This window comes from Fibrobacter sp. UBA4297 (assembly GCF_002394865.1).
GTDB lineage: Bacteria > Fibrobacterota > Fibrobacteria > Fibrobacterales > Fibrobacteraceae > Fibrobacter.
The window spans coordinates 333,187-353,563 of the sequence record NZ_DGUZ01000017.1 but is presented as its reverse complement, the minus strand read 5'-3'; the positions used below and the strand labels follow the sequence as shown (position 1 = coordinate 353,563).

General features: G+C 48.5%; 19 protein-coding genes. All 19 read right to left on the bottom strand.

The genetic code is table 11. The features are described 5' to 3' along the window. Positions 1 to 151 precede the first annotated feature (151 nt). The 19 genes from B3A20_RS09725 to B3A20_RS09635 all read right to left on the bottom strand — a co-directional run bounded on the left by B3A20_RS09725 (position 152) and on the right by B3A20_RS09635 (position 20,373). A complete protein-coding gene (locus tag B3A20_RS09725) occupies positions 152 to 1,522 on the bottom strand; it encodes an anaerobic C4-dicarboxylate transporter (RefSeq protein WP_290764105.1) in 1,371 nt (456 codons plus the stop codon). A 344-nt stretch (positions 1,523 to 1,866) separates the two neighbouring features. Continuing rightward, entirely contained in the window at positions 1,867 to 2,451 is a 585-nt protein-coding gene (gene hisB / locus B3A20_RS09720; RefSeq protein WP_290764103.1) for an imidazoleglycerol-phosphate dehydratase HisB, read from the bottom strand. A gap of 11 nt (positions 2,452 to 2,462) precedes the next feature. Next, positions 2,463 to 3,407, bottom strand: a complete 945-nt coding sequence (locus B3A20_RS09715; RefSeq protein ID WP_290764100.1) for a helix-turn-helix domain-containing protein — start codon at positions 3,405 to 3,407, stop codon at positions 2,463 to 2,465. A gap of 3 nt (positions 3,408 to 3,410) precedes the next feature. Beyond that, complete coding sequence (locus tag B3A20_RS09710; RefSeq protein WP_290764097.1) at positions 3,411 to 3,980, bottom strand: Maf family protein; 570 nt, start codon at positions 3,978 to 3,980, stop codon at positions 3,411 to 3,413. 203 nt (positions 3,981 to 4,183) lie between these two features. Further along, positions 4,184 to 6,664: a putative LPS assembly protein LptD gene (locus tag B3A20_RS09705; RefSeq protein ID WP_290764094.1), complete on the bottom strand. Its 2,481-nt coding sequence runs from the start codon at positions 6,662 to 6,664 to the stop codon at positions 4,184 to 4,186. Between the two features lie 102 nt (positions 6,665 to 6,766). Next, entirely contained in the window at positions 6,767 to 7,576 is an 810-nt protein-coding gene (locus tag B3A20_RS09700) for a PDZ domain-containing protein (RefSeq protein ID WP_290764092.1), read from the bottom strand. A gap of 153 nt (positions 7,577 to 7,729) precedes the next feature. Further along, on the bottom strand, positions 7,730 to 8,842 hold the full coding sequence (locus B3A20_RS09695) for a hypothetical protein (RefSeq protein ID WP_290764090.1): 1,113 nt from the start codon (positions 8,840 to 8,842) through the stop codon (positions 7,730 to 7,732). Between the two features lie 10 nt (positions 8,843 to 8,852). Continuing rightward, on the bottom strand, positions 8,853 to 9,659 hold the full coding sequence (locus B3A20_RS09690) for a metal ABC transporter permease (protein ID WP_290764088.1): 807 nt from the start codon (positions 9,657 to 9,659) through the stop codon (positions 8,853 to 8,855). A gap of 117 nt (positions 9,660 to 9,776) precedes the next feature. Continuing rightward, positions 9,777 to 10,475, bottom strand: coding sequence for a pyrimidine 5'-nucleotidase (locus B3A20_RS09685; RefSeq protein WP_290764086.1), 699 nt, complete (start codon positions 10,473 to 10,475; stop codon positions 9,777 to 9,779). Between the two features lie 21 nt (positions 10,476 to 10,496). After that, a complete protein-coding gene (locus tag B3A20_RS09680; protein ID WP_290764084.1) occupies positions 10,497 to 11,804 on the bottom strand; it encodes a deoxyguanosinetriphosphate triphosphohydrolase in 1,308 nt (435 codons plus the stop codon). Between the two features lie 180 nt (positions 11,805 to 11,984). Then, a complete protein-coding gene (locus B3A20_RS09675; protein WP_290764081.1) occupies positions 11,985 to 12,974 on the bottom strand; it encodes a metallophosphoesterase in 990 nt (329 codons plus the stop codon). Next, a complete protein-coding gene (locus tag B3A20_RS09670; protein ID WP_072827012.1) occupies positions 12,974 to 13,786 on the bottom strand; it encodes a thymidylate synthase in 813 nt (270 codons plus the stop codon). Before B3A20_RS09670 ends, B3A20_RS09675 begins: the two co-directional genes overlap by 1 nt. A gap of 163 nt (positions 13,787 to 13,949) precedes the next feature. Continuing rightward, entirely contained in the window at positions 13,950 to 14,195 is a 246-nt protein-coding gene (locus B3A20_RS09665; protein WP_290764077.1) for a hypothetical protein, read from the bottom strand. A 120-nt stretch (positions 14,196 to 14,315) separates the two neighbouring features. After that, positions 14,316 to 16,691, bottom strand: coding sequence for an OmpA family protein (locus B3A20_RS09660; protein WP_290764075.1), 2,376 nt, complete (start codon positions 16,689 to 16,691; stop codon positions 14,316 to 14,318). Between the two features lie 170 nt (positions 16,692 to 16,861). Then, positions 16,862 to 17,563, bottom strand: coding sequence for a RadC family protein (gene radC, locus B3A20_RS09655; protein WP_290764073.1), 702 nt, complete (start codon positions 17,561 to 17,563; stop codon positions 16,862 to 16,864). Positions 17,564 to 17,682: 119 nt separating this feature from the next. Then, positions 17,683 to 18,606, bottom strand: a complete 924-nt coding sequence (locus B3A20_RS09650; protein ID WP_290764071.1) for an outer membrane beta-barrel protein — start codon at positions 18,604 to 18,606, stop codon at positions 17,683 to 17,685. Between the two features lie 182 nt (positions 18,607 to 18,788). Further along, complete coding sequence (locus B3A20_RS09645; protein WP_290764069.1) at positions 18,789 to 19,094, bottom strand: hypothetical protein; 306 nt, start codon at positions 19,092 to 19,094, stop codon at positions 18,789 to 18,791. A 120-nt stretch (positions 19,095 to 19,214) separates the two neighbouring features. Then, the gene (locus B3A20_RS09640) at positions 19,215 to 19,484 is read right to left on the bottom strand and encodes a hypothetical protein (protein ID WP_290764067.1); all 270 of its coding nucleotides are present in this window, start codon (positions 19,482 to 19,484) and stop codon (positions 19,215 to 19,217) included. A gap of 67 nt (positions 19,485 to 19,551) precedes the next feature. Continuing rightward, entirely contained in the window at positions 19,552 to 20,373 is an 822-nt protein-coding gene (locus B3A20_RS09635; RefSeq protein WP_290764066.1) for an amino acid ABC transporter ATP-binding protein, read from the bottom strand. Between the last annotated feature and the right edge of the window lie 4 nt (positions 20,374 to 20,377).

Sequence of the window (20,377 nt, the reverse complement as noted above, 5' to 3'; positions counted from 1 at the left end):
AAAATTTGATATTTTCTTTAAATTTAAGCGATTTTATCAACAAATCAATTATTTTTACATCAGTATAAGAAACATAATGTTTCATATAAAAAATTCTCGCCCAGCATCGACTGAGGCGAGGAAAAAGTGACGTCATTCCGAATTCACGGCGCTAGTAGATCAGCTTTACAAGCAACGTTCCGACAATCGTCGAAACGATGACGCTTACCATGCCCGGCCGCATAAAGCTGTGGTTCAGCAAGTACTTTCCGATGACGGTCGTGCCCGAACGGTCGAAGTTCACGGTCGCAATGTCGGACGGATAATTCGGGATGAAGAAGTAACCATAAACACTCGGGAGCACGCCCAACAGCACAGGACCTTCGATGTTGAGGCTATAGGCCAGCGGGAGCATCGCGACCACCACGGCCCCCTGCGAATTGATAAGCACGCTCACCGCAAAGAACGCAAACGCGATTGCCCACGGGTAATGCTGCACAATATCCTTGAGCCCGCCCTGCATCACATCCATGTAATTTGCAAAGTAGGTATCGGCAAGCCACGCGATACCATAAATGGCGACAACGGCGACCATGCCGCTCTGCCACACAGCTCCCGCCACGGCCTTCTTGGGTTCCGCCTTACAACAAAGAATCATGAACGCCGCTGCCGAAATCATCACAATCTGGATGATAATGTTCATCGCAAGCGGCTTTATTTGCGCCACGCCATCGACAATCTTGCCCGTCGGAAACTGTGGACGAATATCGTGCCCTGTAATCTGGCAAATGGAAAACAGCACAATCACGCCAAGAGCCGCAAGAAAGATATACACCGCACGTTTTGCCTCTTTCGGGACTTTTTTGTCAAGCACGGAAGCCGTACTCCCGAACATGTATTCCTTCATCTGCGGGTCCTTGAGGCGCGCCTGGAAAGCCGGGTCCTTATCGAGATCGAGCCCTCGCCTGTACGAAACAGCCGCTGCCGCCATAATTCCGCAAATGCACGCCGGAATCGTAATTGCGATGACCTGCAAGTTGTTGATTTCAAATCCGTTCTTGTTTGAGATAATGACAAACGAAGCGACCGCCGCCGCAATCGGCGAACATGTAATGCCCACCTGCGAAGCGACCGAAGCTACGCTGCACGGGCGTTCCGGGCGTATTCCCTTCTTGAGGGAGATATCGCAAATAATCGGCATCAGTGTATAGACCACATGCCCTGTTCCCACGAGCACCGTCAAGAAGAACGTGCAAAGCGGAGCGAGGAACGTAATGTGGTCCGGATGCCGACGCAATAGGCGTTCTGCAACCTGGATAAGCCAATCCATACCGCCAGAGGCCTGCAAGATTCCCGCACAAGTCACGGCGGCAATGATGATGTAAATAACGTCTGTAGGCGGGTTTCCCGGTTTCATGCCAAAGCCGAGCACCAGAATGGCAAGACCAATACCCGAAATGGCCCCAAGCGCAAGACTCCCGTAACGCGAACCCACGTAAAGCGCCAGAAGCACTATTAACAGCTGAATAATCATCAATGCCATATAATCTCCTTCGATGAAGTCTAAATAAAAATATCCTAAAATTTTTCTTTTTTCAAAAAAAATCTGCTATTGATTCATAAAAACAAAAAAATGCCCGTAATTTCATCCATTACACAGCAAAAAACAGAATAAAGGAGATGCCCGCTTACTTCGACTGCGCTCAGCACAGGCTCCGGCGGGCATGACAATAAAGATAAAGCCCGCTTTCGCGGGCATGACACTCAAGACTTAATAAGAGATTGCTTCGGCACTTTGTGCCTCGCAATGACGAGTTCGGCGATTCTCGCGCTTTTCAACTGCGGCGATTTTTGCGTTTTTTTTCCGCAGTGATTATCGGCGATCTTTTACAGCACACCCTTGCTGCTGGGGACACCCTTCACGTTGCGGGAGGGCGCAACAGCCATGGCAACGGCACGTGCAAAAGCCTTGAAAATGGATTCCAGACAGTGATGGTTGTCATTGCCATAGAAGAGTTCCACGTGCAAGTTCATGCGAGCATTTTCGCAGAGGCTCTTGAAGAAGTGTTCGAACATGCTAGCTTCAATTCCGCCTGCGGTAGCAGCCGGGAGCTTCACATTCCAGACAAAGCCGATGCGGTTGCTAAAGTCAATGCACACGCGGCTCAAGGCTTCGTCCATCGGAACAAAGTAAAATCCATAGCGTTCAATGCCCTTTTTGTCACCGAGGCATTCTACAAGCGCCTGGCCGAGCACAATAGCGATGTCTTCCATGCTGTGGTGCATATCGACCTCGGTATCGCCCTTGCAGTTCAAATCGAGGTGGAATCCGCCATGCACTTGGAACAAGTTCAGCATGTGATCCAAGAAGCCCGAGCCCGAGCTAATCTGACCTCTGGAGCAATCGTCCAGATTCAAGAAAAGTTGAATATCGGTTTCACTCGTCTTACGAGAAATCTTAGAAGAACGCATCTTAGCACCTCTTATTTAAGGACACGACCGTCATAAACGCTGAAGCGAGCCACACGGCCAAACTTCGGCACAGGAACCGGAGTTTCCACGCCGTTCAAGTACATCTTGCCAATGGCACGCGGTTCACCAATCACAATGTAGAGCGTACCACTTGCGGTATAGACAAGCTTATTGTCAACCGTTGCAATGTTCGCTTCTTTCACAAAATCATCATCGTCTTCGTCGCGCTTGATGCCGACCCAAGAACGCATTTCGCCGGAACCGACAAGTTCAATGCGAGTACGACCGTTATCCGAAACCGGGCCCGTCGTCACTGTCGTATCTTTCTTGGACGTCGAAGAGATAAAAATCGTTGCAGATGCCGGGAGATTTTCAGCCTTTTTCACAGCCTTATCGACTTCTGCCTGAGTCACCGTCTCGTTCTTTTCTTCCTTGATGGAATCGACCGGAACCGCAATAGCGCCTTCAGGCATGTCCTGATTGACCTCCGAAGAATCTTCGGCAGCGACCACCGATGGCGGATTGGCACTAGCATCAGAAGCGGCTTTTTCACGGGTCACAAAATGGAGCCCGACCACCAAGAGGACGAGAATAATCACGATAGCTATAGGCACAGCCTTGCTACGTGGTTTCTTTTCTTCGTCCGTCATCGGAGCGATATTCTTGATGGGTTCAGCCTCGCGGACTTCATAGCTTGAGCCCACTTCTTCGGCATACATTTTAAGGACAGCCTTGGGATCCAAGCCAAGCTTTGAGCTTACAGAATTCAAATAACTACGGACATAAGCTTCGACCGGCAAAGACTTCCAGTCGCTCGATTCAATGAAATGAAGCATCTTTACCGAGATTTTCGTGCGCTCGGCAAGATCTTCAATCGTAAGTCCTTGAGATTCACGAACGCGGACCAAAAAATCACCAAGGCGTTCGTTTGGATTTTTCTCTTCCAACTGAATCATTTGCTAAACCCTAACTTCTAAACCATCCAACATTTCCAGCGTACGTGCAACCGGCAATCCAACCACGTTGTAGTAACAGCCGTTGATAGACTTGATCAGGCGCGCACCATTCGTCTGAATGCCGTAGGCGCCAGCCTTGTCCATCGGGTCCCTAGAATTTACATATTCTTTAAGCTCTTGTAAGGTGCAGTTTCTAAAAAACACCTCTGTTTTCTCTTCGGACGCGCTGAGGATTTCACCGTTACGGGCAATCGCAACTCCTGTGATGACAAAATGGCTACGATTGTTTAGTTTGCTTAACATTTCAAGGGCTTTCGCTTCGGATTTGGGCTTGCCGAGCGGAACGTTATCCAAAAACACAAGCGTGTCAAAGCCAAGCACATAAGCATCGCACTCCTGGCGTGAAACAGACAAAGCCTTGATGCAGGCATTTTCACGCGGAAAGTCGAGCGGATTTGCACTTGTGGGCTTTTCGTCTTCGCCCGAGACGACTACACGGAACTTGACACCCAGCTGTTTTAAAATTTCGGAACGGCGCGGCGAACCGCTTGCAAGAATTATTTCGTTAGTCATTGGTTATTAGTCAATAGTGGTTAGTATATAGGGGTTAGTGATTAGTGGTTAGGGATGTGATCAGTAGGAAGTAGTCGGTAGGAAGTAGGAAGTTATATAATTGCGGCGAAGCCGCCAAACTAATCCTGTCTACTGCCTACTGCTTACTGTCTACTTCTTCCGTCTCTCGCCTACAGGCTCGAAGAGCCGTTCTCTCGTCTAACTTAGTCATAACTCTTTGTATCGGTGCTGCCGGCGTTAAGCTTGATATCAGGCAAGTCGCGGACATACACGGAGAAGCTCCAGCCTGCGGCAGGGCCCGTCGGCGTCCATGTGAAATCGAGCTGCCAGCAATGCAACACACGCTTGAACGTAAATTCATGAGAGACAAACTTACCTTCATTATAATCGTAACGGGTGCTATAAGAGACATCCCAGTTGACTGTCGGCTGGAACGAGGCAGAAATACCCGTAGAATGCGAAATGTTGTCTTTGAACAAATTCTTCGCCACCCGTGTACTGCTAAACGAATAGCGGTAATCCAGGCTCAAAGACCAATTGAGCATTTCATATTTTTCAAGCTGCGATGGGAGCCCACCATTAAACGTACCACTCCAGTGGAAGCTCTTTGAAAGTTCATAGCCCCAATATGTGAGTTCCGGGAATCTTACCTTGTTCGGATTCGATTCGTACTTGTGGTAAAAGCTATGGCGCGTATTGATGGTAAACATGTAGTCCGGCAAAATTTGGAAGCCAAACGACGACGAAATGTCAGAAAAATTCAGCGAATCAGCTGCAAAGTTGTACGAGAAACTATGCCTTGTCGTAAGCAATCGACGTGTGCCGTACTGGTCTTCGACCGCCTTAGCCTTTTTCGTAGAATCTCCGCGGGTCGTATCGACATGCCCCGCCACCTTGAGGTACTTGATATCAAAGTCGTTACTCAAGCTAAAGCCAATCGTCTGTTGCTTTTCCTGATACGGATACTGTCCCAAATACGGATGCGGAGCGAACTTCTTGACCGTGTCGATTTCTGGTGCGTACGTGTAAGAAATGCTTGGTGAAAGCACGTGCCGGACACCGGTAAAGCGCCCAATTTCAGGCACCCAGATACCATAAAGTTTCGTGTCGGCGGTCAAGCTGTAATTGTGGTTGTAAGCGACATTGCCAAAAGTCCCTTCATCGGGATTAAAACTCATATAGCGCTTTCGCTTGTACAAAGAATCATTCGGATTGCGCCAAGACGTACCCGTCCAATAACCCGTAAACGTAGCTCGCGGAGTAATGTTAATCACGTCGAAAAGTCGGCCTGAATAATCCAAGGTGTACGTTCCCGTATAACCCAAGTAATGAGCCGTCGTGTCCTTGTTGAGCGTCGTATCACGTTCGCGGTGCGACTTGTAGTTGAACCGGTTCGTAAAGCTATAGTTGAATTTTTCAAGGAACGACTGGAACGAGCCGTCCTCTGCAGCCACCTCACCTTCGTCTAATTCAAAGTTGAAAAGGTTTCCGCTCATGCGGTACTGGATATCCGGCAGTTCCCTTTCAAGCATGCCCGTCGTGAGGTTATGATTCTGTGAAATTCGAACCGTCAAGCTCTTGTTGTTTCCGAACTTCCCAGAATACGCAAGTGACGCATTGGCCTGCTGGTCCAAAATCGTACTCGCTTCAAGCGACCTGTCCTTACGGATGCCCTGACGGCTCACAAAAGAACCCTGGCCACTCAACGTGTGTTTTGCGTCCGGAGTCAAGTTCTGGTTGTGCGAAAATTTAATGTCGTAATCGCTATTGGCAAAGTCAAATTCATTGAGATAGCTCGTGTACTTTAAATACCCATCTAGCAAATAACGTTTCTTGTAACGGACTTCGCCCGTAAGGGTCGAACGCTCAAAGCGCGCCTCGTCACCTTCGATAATGTCAGCAGAAATAGTCGCATCCCAATAATCGTTCGCCGCATAATAAAAGCCGACATTGCTCAAGTAATAACCCTGCTTTTGGTCACCACCGAACTTCGGTGTCAAAAGGCCCGACTTTCGGCCGCTCTTAAGCGGAGCCACAATCATTGGAAGAACCGCCACAGGCACATCGGCAATGTTCAAGACCACAGGCCTTGCCGTAATCGTCTCCTTGGGCTTCACCACCATGCGACGGCCATAAAAGTAGAAGTGTTGGTGCGTCGTGTCGTTACACGTACTAAAGTCGCCACGCGCAATCTGGATTCGCGTATCAGGCAAGCGACGGACTTCCATGCCGTTCAGCTGCTGGTTGTCCTGGAAGGTGGTCGCGTAATACACCTCGCCAATTTTAGACTTGAGGTTGTACTTGAGGCGCATCCCCGAAAGGGAGGGATTCTTGGATTCGCGAAGAATCGGGTTTCCGCTAGCGGCGAGAATCTGGTTTTTCTGGTCCATCCAAATCGTATCGGATTCCAGCGTCGCCGTGCGGTACTTGAGCTGCGCCGACTTATTCAAGTTGAACGTAGAAGTTTCCACATCGTACACAAGATCGACCGCATGGTATTCAATCGTATCCACGCCAGTCGTATCGTTCATCCAATCCACCTCAGTCGTATCTTCGACAGGCTGCTCGCGTTCTTCAAGTTCAAAGCGCGTCATCTCCTCGCCGTAAGAGCAAGGAGCAAAGACCGCAGCGATAAACAATGCGATAACGGCCCACAGAACGCAATGGGTTTTGGATAAAATCACGGTTCCACAAGATAGAAAAAATGAACGCTCCAGATAGAAGCGTCCATCAAATTTCTATTTAAAGCAGGACAGCCACGTAAAACGGGCTAGCAGCAATGCAGATTACTTGAGCACAGCGTTAGCGCCGCTCACAGCGCCATTGTGGTCAATGGAAATAACATAACGGCCACTCGGCACCTGAGCACCATTCCAGTTGAGCGTATTCACGCCTGCAATAGCGTTGTCGAGGTTCAGCGTTGCCACTTGTTCGCCATCAGCAGTCATGATGGTAACAGTAGCACGACCCGGAGACTTGAGCGTAAACGAAAGAGCCTTGCGATTGAAAAGACGGAGGCTAGCATCACCCGAGCGGACCGGAGTCGTCTTGGTGAACTTCGGAGCGGTCTTTGCCTTTTCCACATAAACGCCATTGACATCAGCAGAGGCTACAGAAACATCGTTCTTGATGAGGTTGCCACGGCTAAGCACAGCAACGAGCTGCTTGTCGTTTTCTGTTGCGCTAGCGAACGTTTCGAGTTCCTGAGCATTTACACGTTCCTTATCGCCATACCAATTCTTGACGGCCTTGTTGTCCAAGTCCTTCACGGTAATCTGAGCACGACGAATCACGGCAGAATAGGTTTCGCCATTGCTCGTGTAAGTAATTTCGAGCGGCTTATTGACCTGGCCACGAAGCTTAGACTTGGAAAATTCGATATTCTGGCCCTTGAGGCTGACTCCGTCAACAGCGGTAATCACATCACCAGCACGGAGATTGGTTTCGGCAGCCGGGGTGCCCGGGATGACTTCTGCCACGTGAACGCCATCCGTCACCTGGTAAATGGTGATGCCGACGCCACCAAAAGATTCGTCAGCCATGAGCGGAGCAGTCATCATCGCAGCGATCAAAGAAGCCTTAACGAAAGAATTCATAATATTCTCCTTAAAATTTTACTTTCTTAATATAATATAAATTACCGCCTTTTCAAAGAAAAGCACCTAAAAAATGCGTCTAAACGGGCTTTAAAAAGGCAATGCCGGCTCTATGGTCGGCATGACATTTCAGCAAATATTGCAAAAAAACAATTATTCCGTCATTTCGCGGGATTCTTCGTAAGACGGGCGGTCGTCTTCGTAATCCTTGATGGACTTGTCGCCCGGCACAACGATAAGGCCAAGCGTTACAGGTTCACCCTTCAAGTTGATGTAGGCTTCCAGATAAAGTGTCGTGGAAAGGCGAATCAAGCGCAAATCCATCATGGTACCGCCCTTGTGGATGCTCATCGGATCGCGATTGAAGAAGAGGAACTTCTTGTTGATGTATTCAAAGCGGTCTTTTTCGTAGTTGATAGACCATTCCGTATCGCCATCATTTTCCTGACGGTAGGTGCAACGGTCGTTATCGATATCGCATTCGAAGCTTGCGCTTTCCTGGTAGCGTTTGTTCCATTCGCGGCTAAAAGCGCAGGACTGTACGCGGGAGCCGCCATTGCGTTGCTTGTTCAGCTGGTCATTAATGACAACGTAATCCATCTTCATGTTCTTGACTTGATTGTACACATTCATGAGGATGATGTAGGCTTCGATATCTTTGGGGCACTTGCCAGTGAGATTCACGTCTTCGTGAGCCTTCAAAAGCGTCTGCTGCAAATCAATGTCAATAGCATCCGGGATTTCGCTTTTCTTGATTTTTTCAAGCGTTTCCTTGGGCGGCACGTGGATAATCTTGTCACCCTTCTTGATGGCATAACCGAGCTGGTCGCGCACATAGTCCAAGCACTGCTGCACGTGAATGTGGACCGTATTGGAGCCTGCAGAAACAAAGTCCGCACCGATGCGCACGTTCCATTCATCTGCAGTATTTTTCGCCGCCTTATCAAGTTCGCAGAACGGCTCTTCGCGGGTACCGTCCACGAAAATCAAGTTCACGTGAAGCTTTGTCACGAGGGATTCTTCTTTGTTGATGGCGCTACCCAAGCTCCAGAAATTCGGATTCAGGCGGAGCACTTCGGCAAAAGCCTTGTCGCCATCAAAAGCCGGCAAGAGCGAATCGTTACGGGCGTTTTTCTCTTGCAAAAGCTCGGAATAAGACGTTTTGACATCCATGTTGTCAAACGAATTACGGGCAGCGGCAGAGAATGCAGACGTTGCCAGGAACGAACAGGCTAAAGCTACAGAAACGCGCAACATTGAAAACATTTTCCCTCTCCTATTTTTTCACAATCTTTTTAACGGCAAAGTTGAGCAAGTACAAGATGACGCCGCCCGCAATAATTGTAGGGCCGACGACAAAATTCAACTGGCAAGCGACTAAAAGTCCAAGCACCACGAGCACAAGCGAAACCAAAACCGAAATAACCATCATCTGAAGCAAATTCTTGGCATAGCACTCCGCGATGTAAGCGGGAATTGTGAGGAGCGCAATCACGAGAATCATGCCCACCGCCTGCACGGCAATCACGACCGTGAGCGCAATCAACGCAATCAAGAGCATATAATAGTTCAGCACGGGAATGCCGCGAACGCGAGCAAACTCCGGATCGTACGAAATCGAAAGGAAATTGCGGAAGCAGACCGAGACAGCCCCCAAGATAAATACGAGCAAAGCCCCCATCCACCAGAGAAGTTCCGTCGGCACGGTCAAGAGACTACCGAACAAGAAACTCATCATTTCGCCGCTATAGCCAGGCGTCAAATCCGTCAAAATCACGCCAAGCGCCATGCCTGCCGCCCAAATGATTCCGATAAACGTGTCGGCATGTTTGCGGTCACGCCACGTGAGCGCGCCCATGAGCATCGCACAGGCAAGCGCAAAACCAAGCGAGCCAAGCATCGGTGAAAAGCCGATAAAGCAGGCAAGCCCCACCCCACCAAACGAAGCATGAGCCACGCCACCCGAAAGCGCCGTCAAGCGGTTTACCACGACGTACGTTCCCATAACGCCACAGGCAATGGCAACAAGCACCGCTGCAATGAGGGCGTTCTGCAAAAAATCCATGGAAAGTAAGTCGAGCATGTTTTTAGCTTTTGGTTATTAGTTATTGGTTATTAGTCAATAGACTTTTGTTTAATAATCGCGTCCAAGACGTCTTATAAAAACTAAAGACCAATGACTATTGACTAAAGACCTCTGTTATAGATTCGTAATTAACTTCTCCCGTAAATTTAGTAAATGCGGGATATGAAAATCCACCCAACTAGGCGCTTGGATGTTCGGATTCACAAGAACCGTCGTCCAGCCGCGTTCATGAGCGGGTTCCAAATTGCGTAACGAATCTTCGAGCAACACAATTTGCGACTTTTCTGACGATTCTTGAGCCAAGACGCCCCGCGCCACAAGCCATTTTTCGATTTTATCGTACGCGCTCACGTGAGGCTTGCCTTCCCAATCCATGAGCTTAAGGTCAAAAACATCCTCAATCGCAGAATCGAGCTGCATGTGCGCCATGCCCGCGCGGCTCCAGTCCCCTCGCCCATTCGTAAACACAAAGCGATGCCCCACAAGCGACTTCAGAAGTTCAAGCTTTTCAGGCGCTACCTTCGGGTAAATCAGATATTCAGGTTCATGGATAAAGTCAAAAAAATCATCGGGGCGGGTGCCGTTCATCGCCATAAGGCCCGAAAGCGTTGTGCCAAAGCGGTGCAGATAATCCTTGCGGATTTCCGTTGCACTTTCGAATGTACCGCCAACCGTTTTTTGAACAAATTCAGCAATACGGTGGTCGAGCGAATTTAAGACAAAGCGCTCTTCTTCGCCGTAAAGCGTGAGGTCGTAATCGAACAGCCAAATTTTCGAAGTATCGTTTATTATTCCGATATCCAGCGCACTCACTTCGTAGCACCCCTGAGAACTTTAATAGCCCATGGCAAGCCCGCCAATTTGACGAGCAAGGTAAGTGGCGTAATTGTCCGTCATGCCGCTCACAAAGTCGAGCACCTGGTGGTAAGCTTCGGCGGTCGTCACACTCTGGCCAATCTTGGCTTGCCCAATCAAGCGCACAATGCGGTTTGCACGGTACGAATTGCGGTCGTTCTGGCGATAATCGTAAACACCATTGATAAACGCATCGAGCACGGTGCTGAGCGTCGTATAGCTGCCGACTTCAAGTTCCGTCTTACGGCGGTCGGGGTAAATGCGTTCTACGCCCAAGCGCTTTGCAATGCGGATGCCTTCCATCGTATCGGAACGGGAAAGGTCAATCAAATGCTTGTCGAGCGTCCCATCCATGATGCGGTCGTAATGTTTTACAAAAAGCACCGCCACATCATCAATCAAGTTCTGAATAGCACGCCCACGAATGCTACTGAGGAAGTCTCTGAAGTTCTGACCGTTTTCTTCGAACTCGCGGTCGATATCGACTTCCGGACCACACAAGAAACTGAACATGTTGCGCACATCGCCAAACGTCAAAATGCCAAGTTCAATCGCATCTTCAACGTCAAGGATGGAATAGCAAATATCGTCTGCCGCTTCCATCAAATAAACTAACGGATGGCGCGCCCAAACGCCATTTTCAATTTCCGGAATTCCAAGAATTTCTGCAGTTTCTCGGTAAAGTTCCGCTTCAGTGCGGAACAAGCTCGTCGGGCAACCGTAATACGCAAGTCGCGGGTACTTGATCATCGAACCGATTGTCGCATACGTGAGGCGCATGCCGCCATCAAGGAAGTGGTATTCGAGTTTGCTCAAAATGCGGTGGCCTTGAGCGTTACCGTCAAAGTTTTCGAAGTCTGCAATTTCCTTGTCGTTCAGTTCAGACATCGGTGCCGAATGGCGATTCTTGCGGAACCATTCACGGATAGCGGCTTCACCTGCATGACCAAACGGCGGGTTACCAATATCGTGAGCGAGGCATGCCGACTGCACAATCGTACCGAATTGGTATTCGTTCACGTACTTCGGCAAATGCTTTTTAATCAGGTGATACACCGTAATTGCAAGGCTACGGCCCACACTCGAAACTTCGAGGCTGTGCGTGAGGCGGCTGTGCACATGGTCATTCACCGAGAACGGGTGCACTTGAGTCTTGCGGCCTAAACGACGAAAAGCAGTTGAAAAAACGATGCGGTCGTAATCGCGATGGAAGTCAGAACGGTTCGGGTCCGGATCAGCCGGGTGCCCGTAACGCGTTGCAGAAAGAAGCGTATCCCATTGTAGCATATTATAAATATAGAAAGGTTATAGGCTTTAGGTATTAGGCGTTAGGTAAAGAATCGCGGCTTCTCCCCAAAGAGGATAACTCAACTAGAAAACTAAAGTTTTCAGTTTCGTATAGCCGCCCTATACAGATGCATAAAATGCATGGCTATTTCCTATTACCTATGACCTACAACCTAACTCCTACATAGCTTCGACCGAGACGAACTTTCGGTTATCGAGTTTCTGTTCGCCATCAAAACGGTAAGCAACTAGGCGCCCGTCCCCGCGATAACCTGCAACGCTGTAATCCAAACAACAAACGTTATCACGAATAAGTTCAGGCAACCCCGTCAACCAATAATGCCCAAAGAAAACCGGGCGTTCATTTTCGCCATAGAAATCGCGAGTCTGAATTTCGAGCGGAACTTCGCGCGGAGGCAATTCCACGCCCGGCTGGAAACTAAGTTCCTGCAAATTTTTGTTTTTCGGATTGATCCACCAGCGGATTCGCGTACGCTTACGATTTACACCTTCGGCATCGCGAAACGTCACGCCTTCTGGCAAATCCAATTCAGGGCCTTTCAAGAACAAACTTATCGGCCAATACAGCGAATCATCATATTCGTCATTCTTGTCGTTCGCGCGTGCAATAAGCTCATCGAAATTGCCATCCATAAAAGAACGGATACCTTCGGCTTTAAGAACATCCGCGCATTTCAAGTCAAAGCAGGCATGTTGCGCACGGAACAAGTCCGTTTCCAAATAAAATGGGAGCGTCTTGAGGAAATCGAGCATTTCCTGGAATTCCGCCTTGCGCCCGCGATAGCTTTCGACAGTCTTCACGTGAATCGCGACTTTGTTAAAAGTATGTTCACGCAAATAGCCACCGCGAATTGCTTTTATAGGCCGCCCACCCGTTCCATTCTCGTGCCAAAAACTAAGCGCATTGAATTCGTGATTGCCCATCAGCGCCACAGCAGAGCCTGCATCGCGCATGGCTCGCACGAGATTTACCGTATCGCGCACACGGCTTCCACGGTCAATGTAATCGCCTAAAAAGACGACCGTCCGAGCATCGCCCGGATAGCGGAACGCACCTCCGCGTTCTTCATAGCCAAGCTTTTTTAAGAGCACCACGAGTTCATCGTAGTGCCCATGAATATCGCCAATGAAGTCAATCGAAGCGTTCATTAAACCGCAATCGGAGCCTTGATGGTCGGCCACGGGTCGTAATTCACAAGTTCAAAATCTTCGAACTTGAAATCGAACAAGTCCTTGACATCAGGATTCATCTTCATCGTCGGGAGCGCACGCGGCGTACGCGAAAGCTGTTCACGAGCTTGGTCAAAGTGATTGCTGTACAAATGCAAGTCGCCAAAAGTATGGACAAACTCGCCCGCTTCGTAACCGCAGACCTGGGCAAGCATCATCGTCAACAGCGAGTACGACGCAATGTTGAAAGGCACGCCGAGGAACATGTCGGCACTGCGCTGGTAAAGCTGGCAGCTGAGCTTGCGCTTACCACTAGCGCCAACACCGCCCACGTAGAACTGGAACAGGCAATGGCACGGCGGCAAAGCCATCTTGTCGACTTCGGCAACGTTCCAGGCGCAAACCAAATGACGGCGGGAATCCGGATTGTTCTTGAGGCTATTAATCAAATTCGCAATCTGGTCGATATGTCCACCATCGGGTGTCGGCCAGGAGCGCCACTGGTGACCGTAAACCGGGCCCAGGTCGCCATTTTCATCGGCCCATTCATCCCAAATCGTAACCTTGTTATCGTGCAAGTACTTGATGTTCGTATCGCCCTTCAAGAACCACAGCAGCTCGTGAATGATGCTGCGCAAGTGGAGTTTCTTGGTCGTGAGGCACGGGAAGCCCTTGGAAAGATCAAAGCGAGTCTGGCGGCCAAACACAGAGCGAGTGCCGGTGCCAGTGCGGTCCGAACGGTCCACACCGTTATCGATAATATCTTTGAGAAGATCTAAGTATTGCTGCATGATTGTAATTATATAAAAGTGAGAAGTAAGAAGTAGGAAGTAGGAAGTGATTAGTGGCTAGTAAACAGGGGCTTGAGGTAAACGCAAAGCGCCTTTGAGGTATGAGGTGTGAGCATTTGTTCAAAGCGAGGTTACGAGCGAGCCCCAAGCCATAACTAAGGACTTAGTCGCAGCCGAACAAATCCACGCGCTTATACTGCTTCACAACCTTGCCTTCCACATCGGCGGCAGACTGTAGCAAAAGTTTGTTCAAAGCCTGCAAAATCAAGTCTTGTGTGTGCTTTGGCACAGGTTTCTTGCCAAGACGAGCCTTCTGCACCATCTTGTGGTTCAAGTTCACGGGGAGCATTTCAACGAGATCGTGATTGCTAAAGTTATTTGCGGTCAGAATTTCATCAAGTTTTGTCATATTGCATAATTTAGCAATTAATAATGGCGCCCCCGTCCTAAAATAAAAGGCAACTTTGTTGCGATTATAAGAAAAGCCCCGGGCTAATGCCCGGGGCTTTGGTTGAGACTCTAAAAGTTATTAGTCACCAACGTAGTTGCTTTCGCACTTCGTACCGTCATTTTCCGGTGTGACGAAGTGCATTTCAATACGACGGTTCATTTCGCGACCTTCTGCCGTGGAGTTATCGTCAACCGGGCAGGTAGAGCCGAGACCAACAGCCTTGATACGTTTCTTGGCAACGCCGAACTTCGTGAGCTGCTTCATAACGGCCTTAGCGCGGCGGTCAGAGAGCTTGAGGTTCTTCTTAGCCTTACCGCGGTTATCGGTATGACCCTGGATCACAATCTTGAGGTCCTTATAGGCTTCGTCTTCCTTGAGCTTCTGAGCGATACCCTTAAGGATTCTCTTAGCGTTAGCGTTGATGGTAGCAGAACCGCTCTTGAAGGAGATACCTTCGAGCTTTTCTACCTTCTTCTTCGGGCAGCCGAAGCCATCGTCACCAGCTTCATTCGGGCAGCGATCCATACCAGCGCAGACACCTTCGAAGAGGTTGAACATGTTCCTTTCGGTGACCCAAGCATCGCAGACGCCATCCTTGTCAAGGTCCGGATCCGGGAGCGGGCAACCATCGTTAGCGGCAACACCGTGTTCGAGCGGGCACTTGTCAAGACCCTTACAGGTCTTGGAGATGAACCATTCCTTAGCGAGAGCTTCGTCTTCAGCAGCCTTTTCGAAGTAGTAGCCGAGCTTCTTCTGTACAACCCATTCATCGCAGATACCGTCGCCGTCGCTGTCCGGGTCATCCCACGGGCAGCCCTTATTGCCGGCAGCACCAGCTTCACCCGGACACATGTCGTAGCCCTTGCAGACGCCGGCATACTGGTCAAGCTTGTTCTTGTCGGTGACCCACGGAGAGCAGAGACCGTCGCCATCCGGATCCGGATTGTCTTCCGGGCAGCCGTTGTTGACGAGCGTACCAGCTTCAGCCGGGCACTGGTCGATGCCTTCGCAAATATCCTTAAACTGGTCGAGCTGACCCTTCTGGCTTACCCAAGAATCGCAAACGCCATCCTTATCCGGGTCCGGATCATCGCTCGGGCAACCATTGGAGTTGTTACCCTTGTCGGTCGGGCACTGGTCGATGCCTTCGCAAACATTACGGAATTCGTCAAGCATACCCTTTTCAGAAACCCAAGCGTCGCAGACACCGTCTTCGTCGCTATCCGGGTTACCCATCGGGCAGCCGCCGTTCAAACGATGACCATAGTCATCCGGGCAACGGTCATCAGAGTCAGCCACACCGTCACCATCGCGGTCCTGCGGAGCAAGGAAGCCAGACCAAGTAAGGCCACCAAACAGAGCGATCTGCGGATTCACGCGAGTCCTGGTAACTTCAATACCAGACTTGAGCTGACCGTCTCTGGTAACAGCTGCTTTAGCTGCAGCCTGGTTCAAGTTTTCTTCATTGTGCATCACGCGAGCGTAATGAACCATGTTGTCATTGCCAACGTAGAAAGAAGCACCGAGCTGGATGTCAAGGCCAATCGGCAAGTGGAACACAGCACCACCAGTGACCTGCTTCATGTCGAGCTTTTCAGGAGCGTTGTACTTGCCTTCGTTGCCAACATTCCATGTAAATTCATCGGTCTGGATATCCATGTAGAATTCACCGAAGAAGGAAAGGAAGTCGAGCACGTAGAATTCAAGAGCGGCACTTGCAAACGGGAAGGACAAGTAAGCCTTGTCCATGGACATGCGGTAACCACCGTTGATGTGAACGAGGAGAGGCATGATGTCGGCCTTAGAGAGGTCGAACGTCAAAGCAGCACCGACGGTAAATACAGACTTAGCAGAACCATACGGATAAGCAAGGCCAGTTTCCTTCTGGAAGTATTCCGGTTCGCGAACCCAAAGACCCTGCTTGGTATTCTTAGAGGTCTTGAAAGAATATCTGAAGAAAGCAGCGAAGTCAACAGGCACATCGGCCGGGATCGGAGCGCGAGCCTTCAAGCTAGCGGTCAAGTTACCGACGTAACCAACATTCGTACCAGCGAGAGCAGCCGGATTGCAGTCCGGTTCGCCACAAGTCGGATTGCCATTGAACTTGTCGTAGTAGACCGGCAACGTCACACCGATATCGAAATAGTCCAAAAGACCAATAGCGAGGCCGACATAGGCGTTGATGCCGTTATAGTTTGCAACTTCAGCCTTCTGATTCGTGTACTCGTTCTGCAAAACATGGCTGTAACCGGCTTCCGGTTCATTCTTGAACATGCTATTGCCAAAAGCATAGTCGCCCAAAGCCGTAAACACAAGCTTGGAATGACCGAGAGACTGGGCAGACTGTGTCTTGTTGACACCGACGAAGCCCGTCTTGTTAATCGTATTGGCATGACCAGCGAAGGCGGATGATGCCGCCAAGGCCAAAGCCAATCCCATTGCTACTCGTTTCATAGAGTCTCCTTGTTTTGACCAACCCTTAAATGGAAAGGTCCCTTATAGTAATGTTTAAGTGAAATATAACACTTTAAAAAAAAGTCCGCACTTTTTCTAACGCAAATTAATGGATAAATAATACATAAAATTTAATTTTCGCCATTTTGTTTTTTTCTTTTTACATTAAATCACTTAAAAAATGAGCTTTCAAAGATTTCCGGAAAACATCGGCACAAACTTGTAAAACCACTTTTACCAATGATAATATGGTCCAAAACGGGGATTTGCAAAATTTTACCTGAAGCACAGAGCACACGCGTGATGGACATGTCTTCTGGACTCGGTTCCAGCGATCCAGAGGGGTGATTGTGGACAAAAATCACAGAAACAGCGCGATCTTCTATCGCGAGGGCAAAAGCCTCACGCGGGTGCACGGGCGTCTGATTCACAAGCCCAGTCGTAAGTTCGTGCACGCGAATGATAAAATTTGCAGAATTCAGTGTAATGACAACGAGGTGCTCCTGCGATTCATACTTCATGTACGACACGCGCGACAGCACGTCTTCCGGGACAGATACGGCAATAGCCTTATCGCTCAAAATAAAGCGGCCCGAAAGTTCTAGACACGCAAGTATTTGCGACGCCTTGACTTTTCCAAGTCCACGAATCCTCCTGAGACGGTCCAATGTCGGAACCGAAGTCTCTGTCGACAAAAATTCCGAAAGCCGTTTCGAGAGTTCAAAAACACTGCAATCGTGACTACCGCTCCCTAGAATAATCGCCAGCAGTTCTTCGTTGCTGAGCGCACTCACCCCAGCGTATTCCAATTTTTCACGCGGCATCAAATTAAAATCAGGCGTTGAATACAACGCCATCTGAGTATTAACCATTTTTTCTCCTGCAAAAAAGCGTCTACTATATTAACACGCTTTTCGCAGGTGATTGTCCTAAAATTTTTTGAAAAACTTTCAATATAACGATAAAAAGAGGCTACTTTCGTAGCTACACTTTAAAAGAATACATTGAAAACAAACTGAAGGGAGAATATGCTCGATTCGTTTTCGACAACCTTTGCTACGCTATATTTCTGAAGATCATAACCATAGATTTCCTTGTCTTTTTCTTCAATTCCCCTAAGGTCCCAAATGAAGCGGAGGCCCAAGTCGCACATCAAACCGCCTGCAAGGAATGTGGTTCCAAGACCAGTGACAACGGACGGAATAAACGTCTTGACTTTCCATTCATCTTCGGCATCGCGCTTGACCGTCTTGTAATCGTCGTCCTTATAGTCATAGTACTTCAGAGGATTGCCATCCTTGTCCGTATATTCGTTTTCATGGTCCGTATCGATATTGAAGCTCAGGCGAACACCACCTTCGAGATACACGTATGGAACTTGCAAGCGCAACATAAGCGGAATATTGACATTGTAAAGAGTCTTAGCATCATTCACCTTGTATTCATGCCAATATTCGTCGTAGCCGTCAGCGCCCTTAATTTCTTCAGAAAGATAAGTAATCCCAAAGTTTATTTCAGGGACAAACGAAATAATCGGATTTAAAGGGAACTTGAGGATAAGACCAAGATCGACAGAAGCTCCAACCCATTCATTGTCGCCATACTGTCTGACGAAATCTTTATCAGTCGGGTAATTTGCCACAAACGAAAAACCGGCACCAAGATGAACACCCAAGCGAGCTCGTTGGTTATTGCTGTTAGAACCTTCGCTCGAACTACCATAGGATGAAGCGCGCGCTTCTTCAAAGCTCTTATATTCAGGTTCGTTCGACGGAAGCTTGTTGCCGTAACCGTCGTCAACAGTGCCTTCGGACCTTGCAGGCGGAATATCGTTACCGTAGCCATCATCTTCGGCAAAGGCATTTGCGCTAAGGCACATCATGGCGATAGCAGATGCAATAAAGAACTTTTTCATTTAATCTCCTTCAAATAACACAAATGTCATTTAAAAATTCAAAATTTGTTAGATAAAGAATAAAATACAAAAATGGTAGACAACATTTCTAGAACTTTTTACAAAAAAATCCCAAAAATGTTTTAAAAGTCTACAACACGTCGAAATTTGGAGATGAACGGCAAATTTGGATGTACTAATGTCTATAGCCGCGTTCCGAAATAATAATTGACGGCAATCTGTACATTCCAAACTTTAGTCTTATTTTTTACAGTGTTATGTTCAACGTAAATTTCGTCATATTTTTCAATTCCGCCAACATCAAGAATAAAACGAGCTCCAACATCAATATCGTGACGATCATTCGCCCTGAAAGTTCCACCCAAGCCAAAGATAAGGGACGGAACAAACGTTTTGGGTTTCCAATTACCTGATTTCGAAAGCGAAATCGTATTGCCATCAATGTCCGAGCCACTAAATGTATGCGAAGATGCCACGTTAAAGCTCATGCGGGCCCCTGTTTCAAGATAAAATTGCCGATGCGGAGTAAAACGAACAGCAACAGGAATTTTGAATCCATACGCACCGCGATTTTCGGAAACATCATAATAAGAAACAGAACCAGCGTCTCAAGAACTTATAATCATGCCAAACCCCAATTCTGGCACAACACTTAAATACCGATTAACTCTGATATTGAAGACGCAACCCAAATCAAGGGCCACATTCATCCAATCATTACTACCCAAATATTCCGATGGATAATCCCAGTAGCCACCCAAGCCTATACCCACATGAACACCGGTAATGAAAGAATCTACAGGTGGATCATCAACGGCAAATGTATTAGGACAAATGTTCATCAGCACAACAGCCAACGTAGCTACAAGACGTTTCATTCTAACTCCTTTCTATTTTTTCATAAAAGAAAATCTTCTATGGTGAATATAAAATAAAAAAAGAGAACTAGTTTCGGGAAAATCTTTCGAGGAAAGCACTCAAGCGTTTGTTCTGAGACAGGTTGAATACAAAGTCCGGAGTTCCCTGTTCCACGACAACGCCCTGGTCCATGAACATAACCTTGTTCGCCACATCACGAGCAAACGCCATTTCATGCGTCACGATGACCATCGTCATGCGGTCTTCAGCAAGCTTCTTGATGATTTTGAGGACTTCGCCCGTGAGTTCTGGATCCAAGGCGCTGGTCGGTTCGTCAAAGAAGAGAATCCTTGGCTTTAACGCAAGCGCACGGGCAATAGACACTCGCTGTTGCTGACCGCCCGAGAGTTCGCACGGGTAAGATTTTTCCTTACCTTCAAGCCCCATTTGCTTGAGCAAACGACGTCCCGTGGCGCGGGCTTCTTCACGCGGAATGCCGAGCACACGAACCGGAGCAAGCGTCAAGTTCTGGAGCACGGTCAAATGCGGGAACAAGTTGAAGTTCTGGAACACAAGCCCTGTAGAAAGGCGGATATCGCGGAGCGTCTTTGCTGGAGCGTACTTGATTTTACCACCAATGCAAGAACCGGGAACAACCATGTCCTTGCCATCGACACGCACCTCGCCCGCCTCGAACGTTTCAAGCTGCGTGAGGCAACGGAGAAGCGTACTCTTGCCTGAACCGGAAGGTCCGATAATCGAAAGTACCTCGCCCGCATTGAGGTCAAACGAGATGTCCTTGAGCACATGCAAATCGCCAAAGGACTTCTTCAAATGTTTGACTTCGAGAATCGGAGAAGAATCTAGAGGAGCGTCATTGATAATAACAGACTGAACTTGAGAATCCATGACA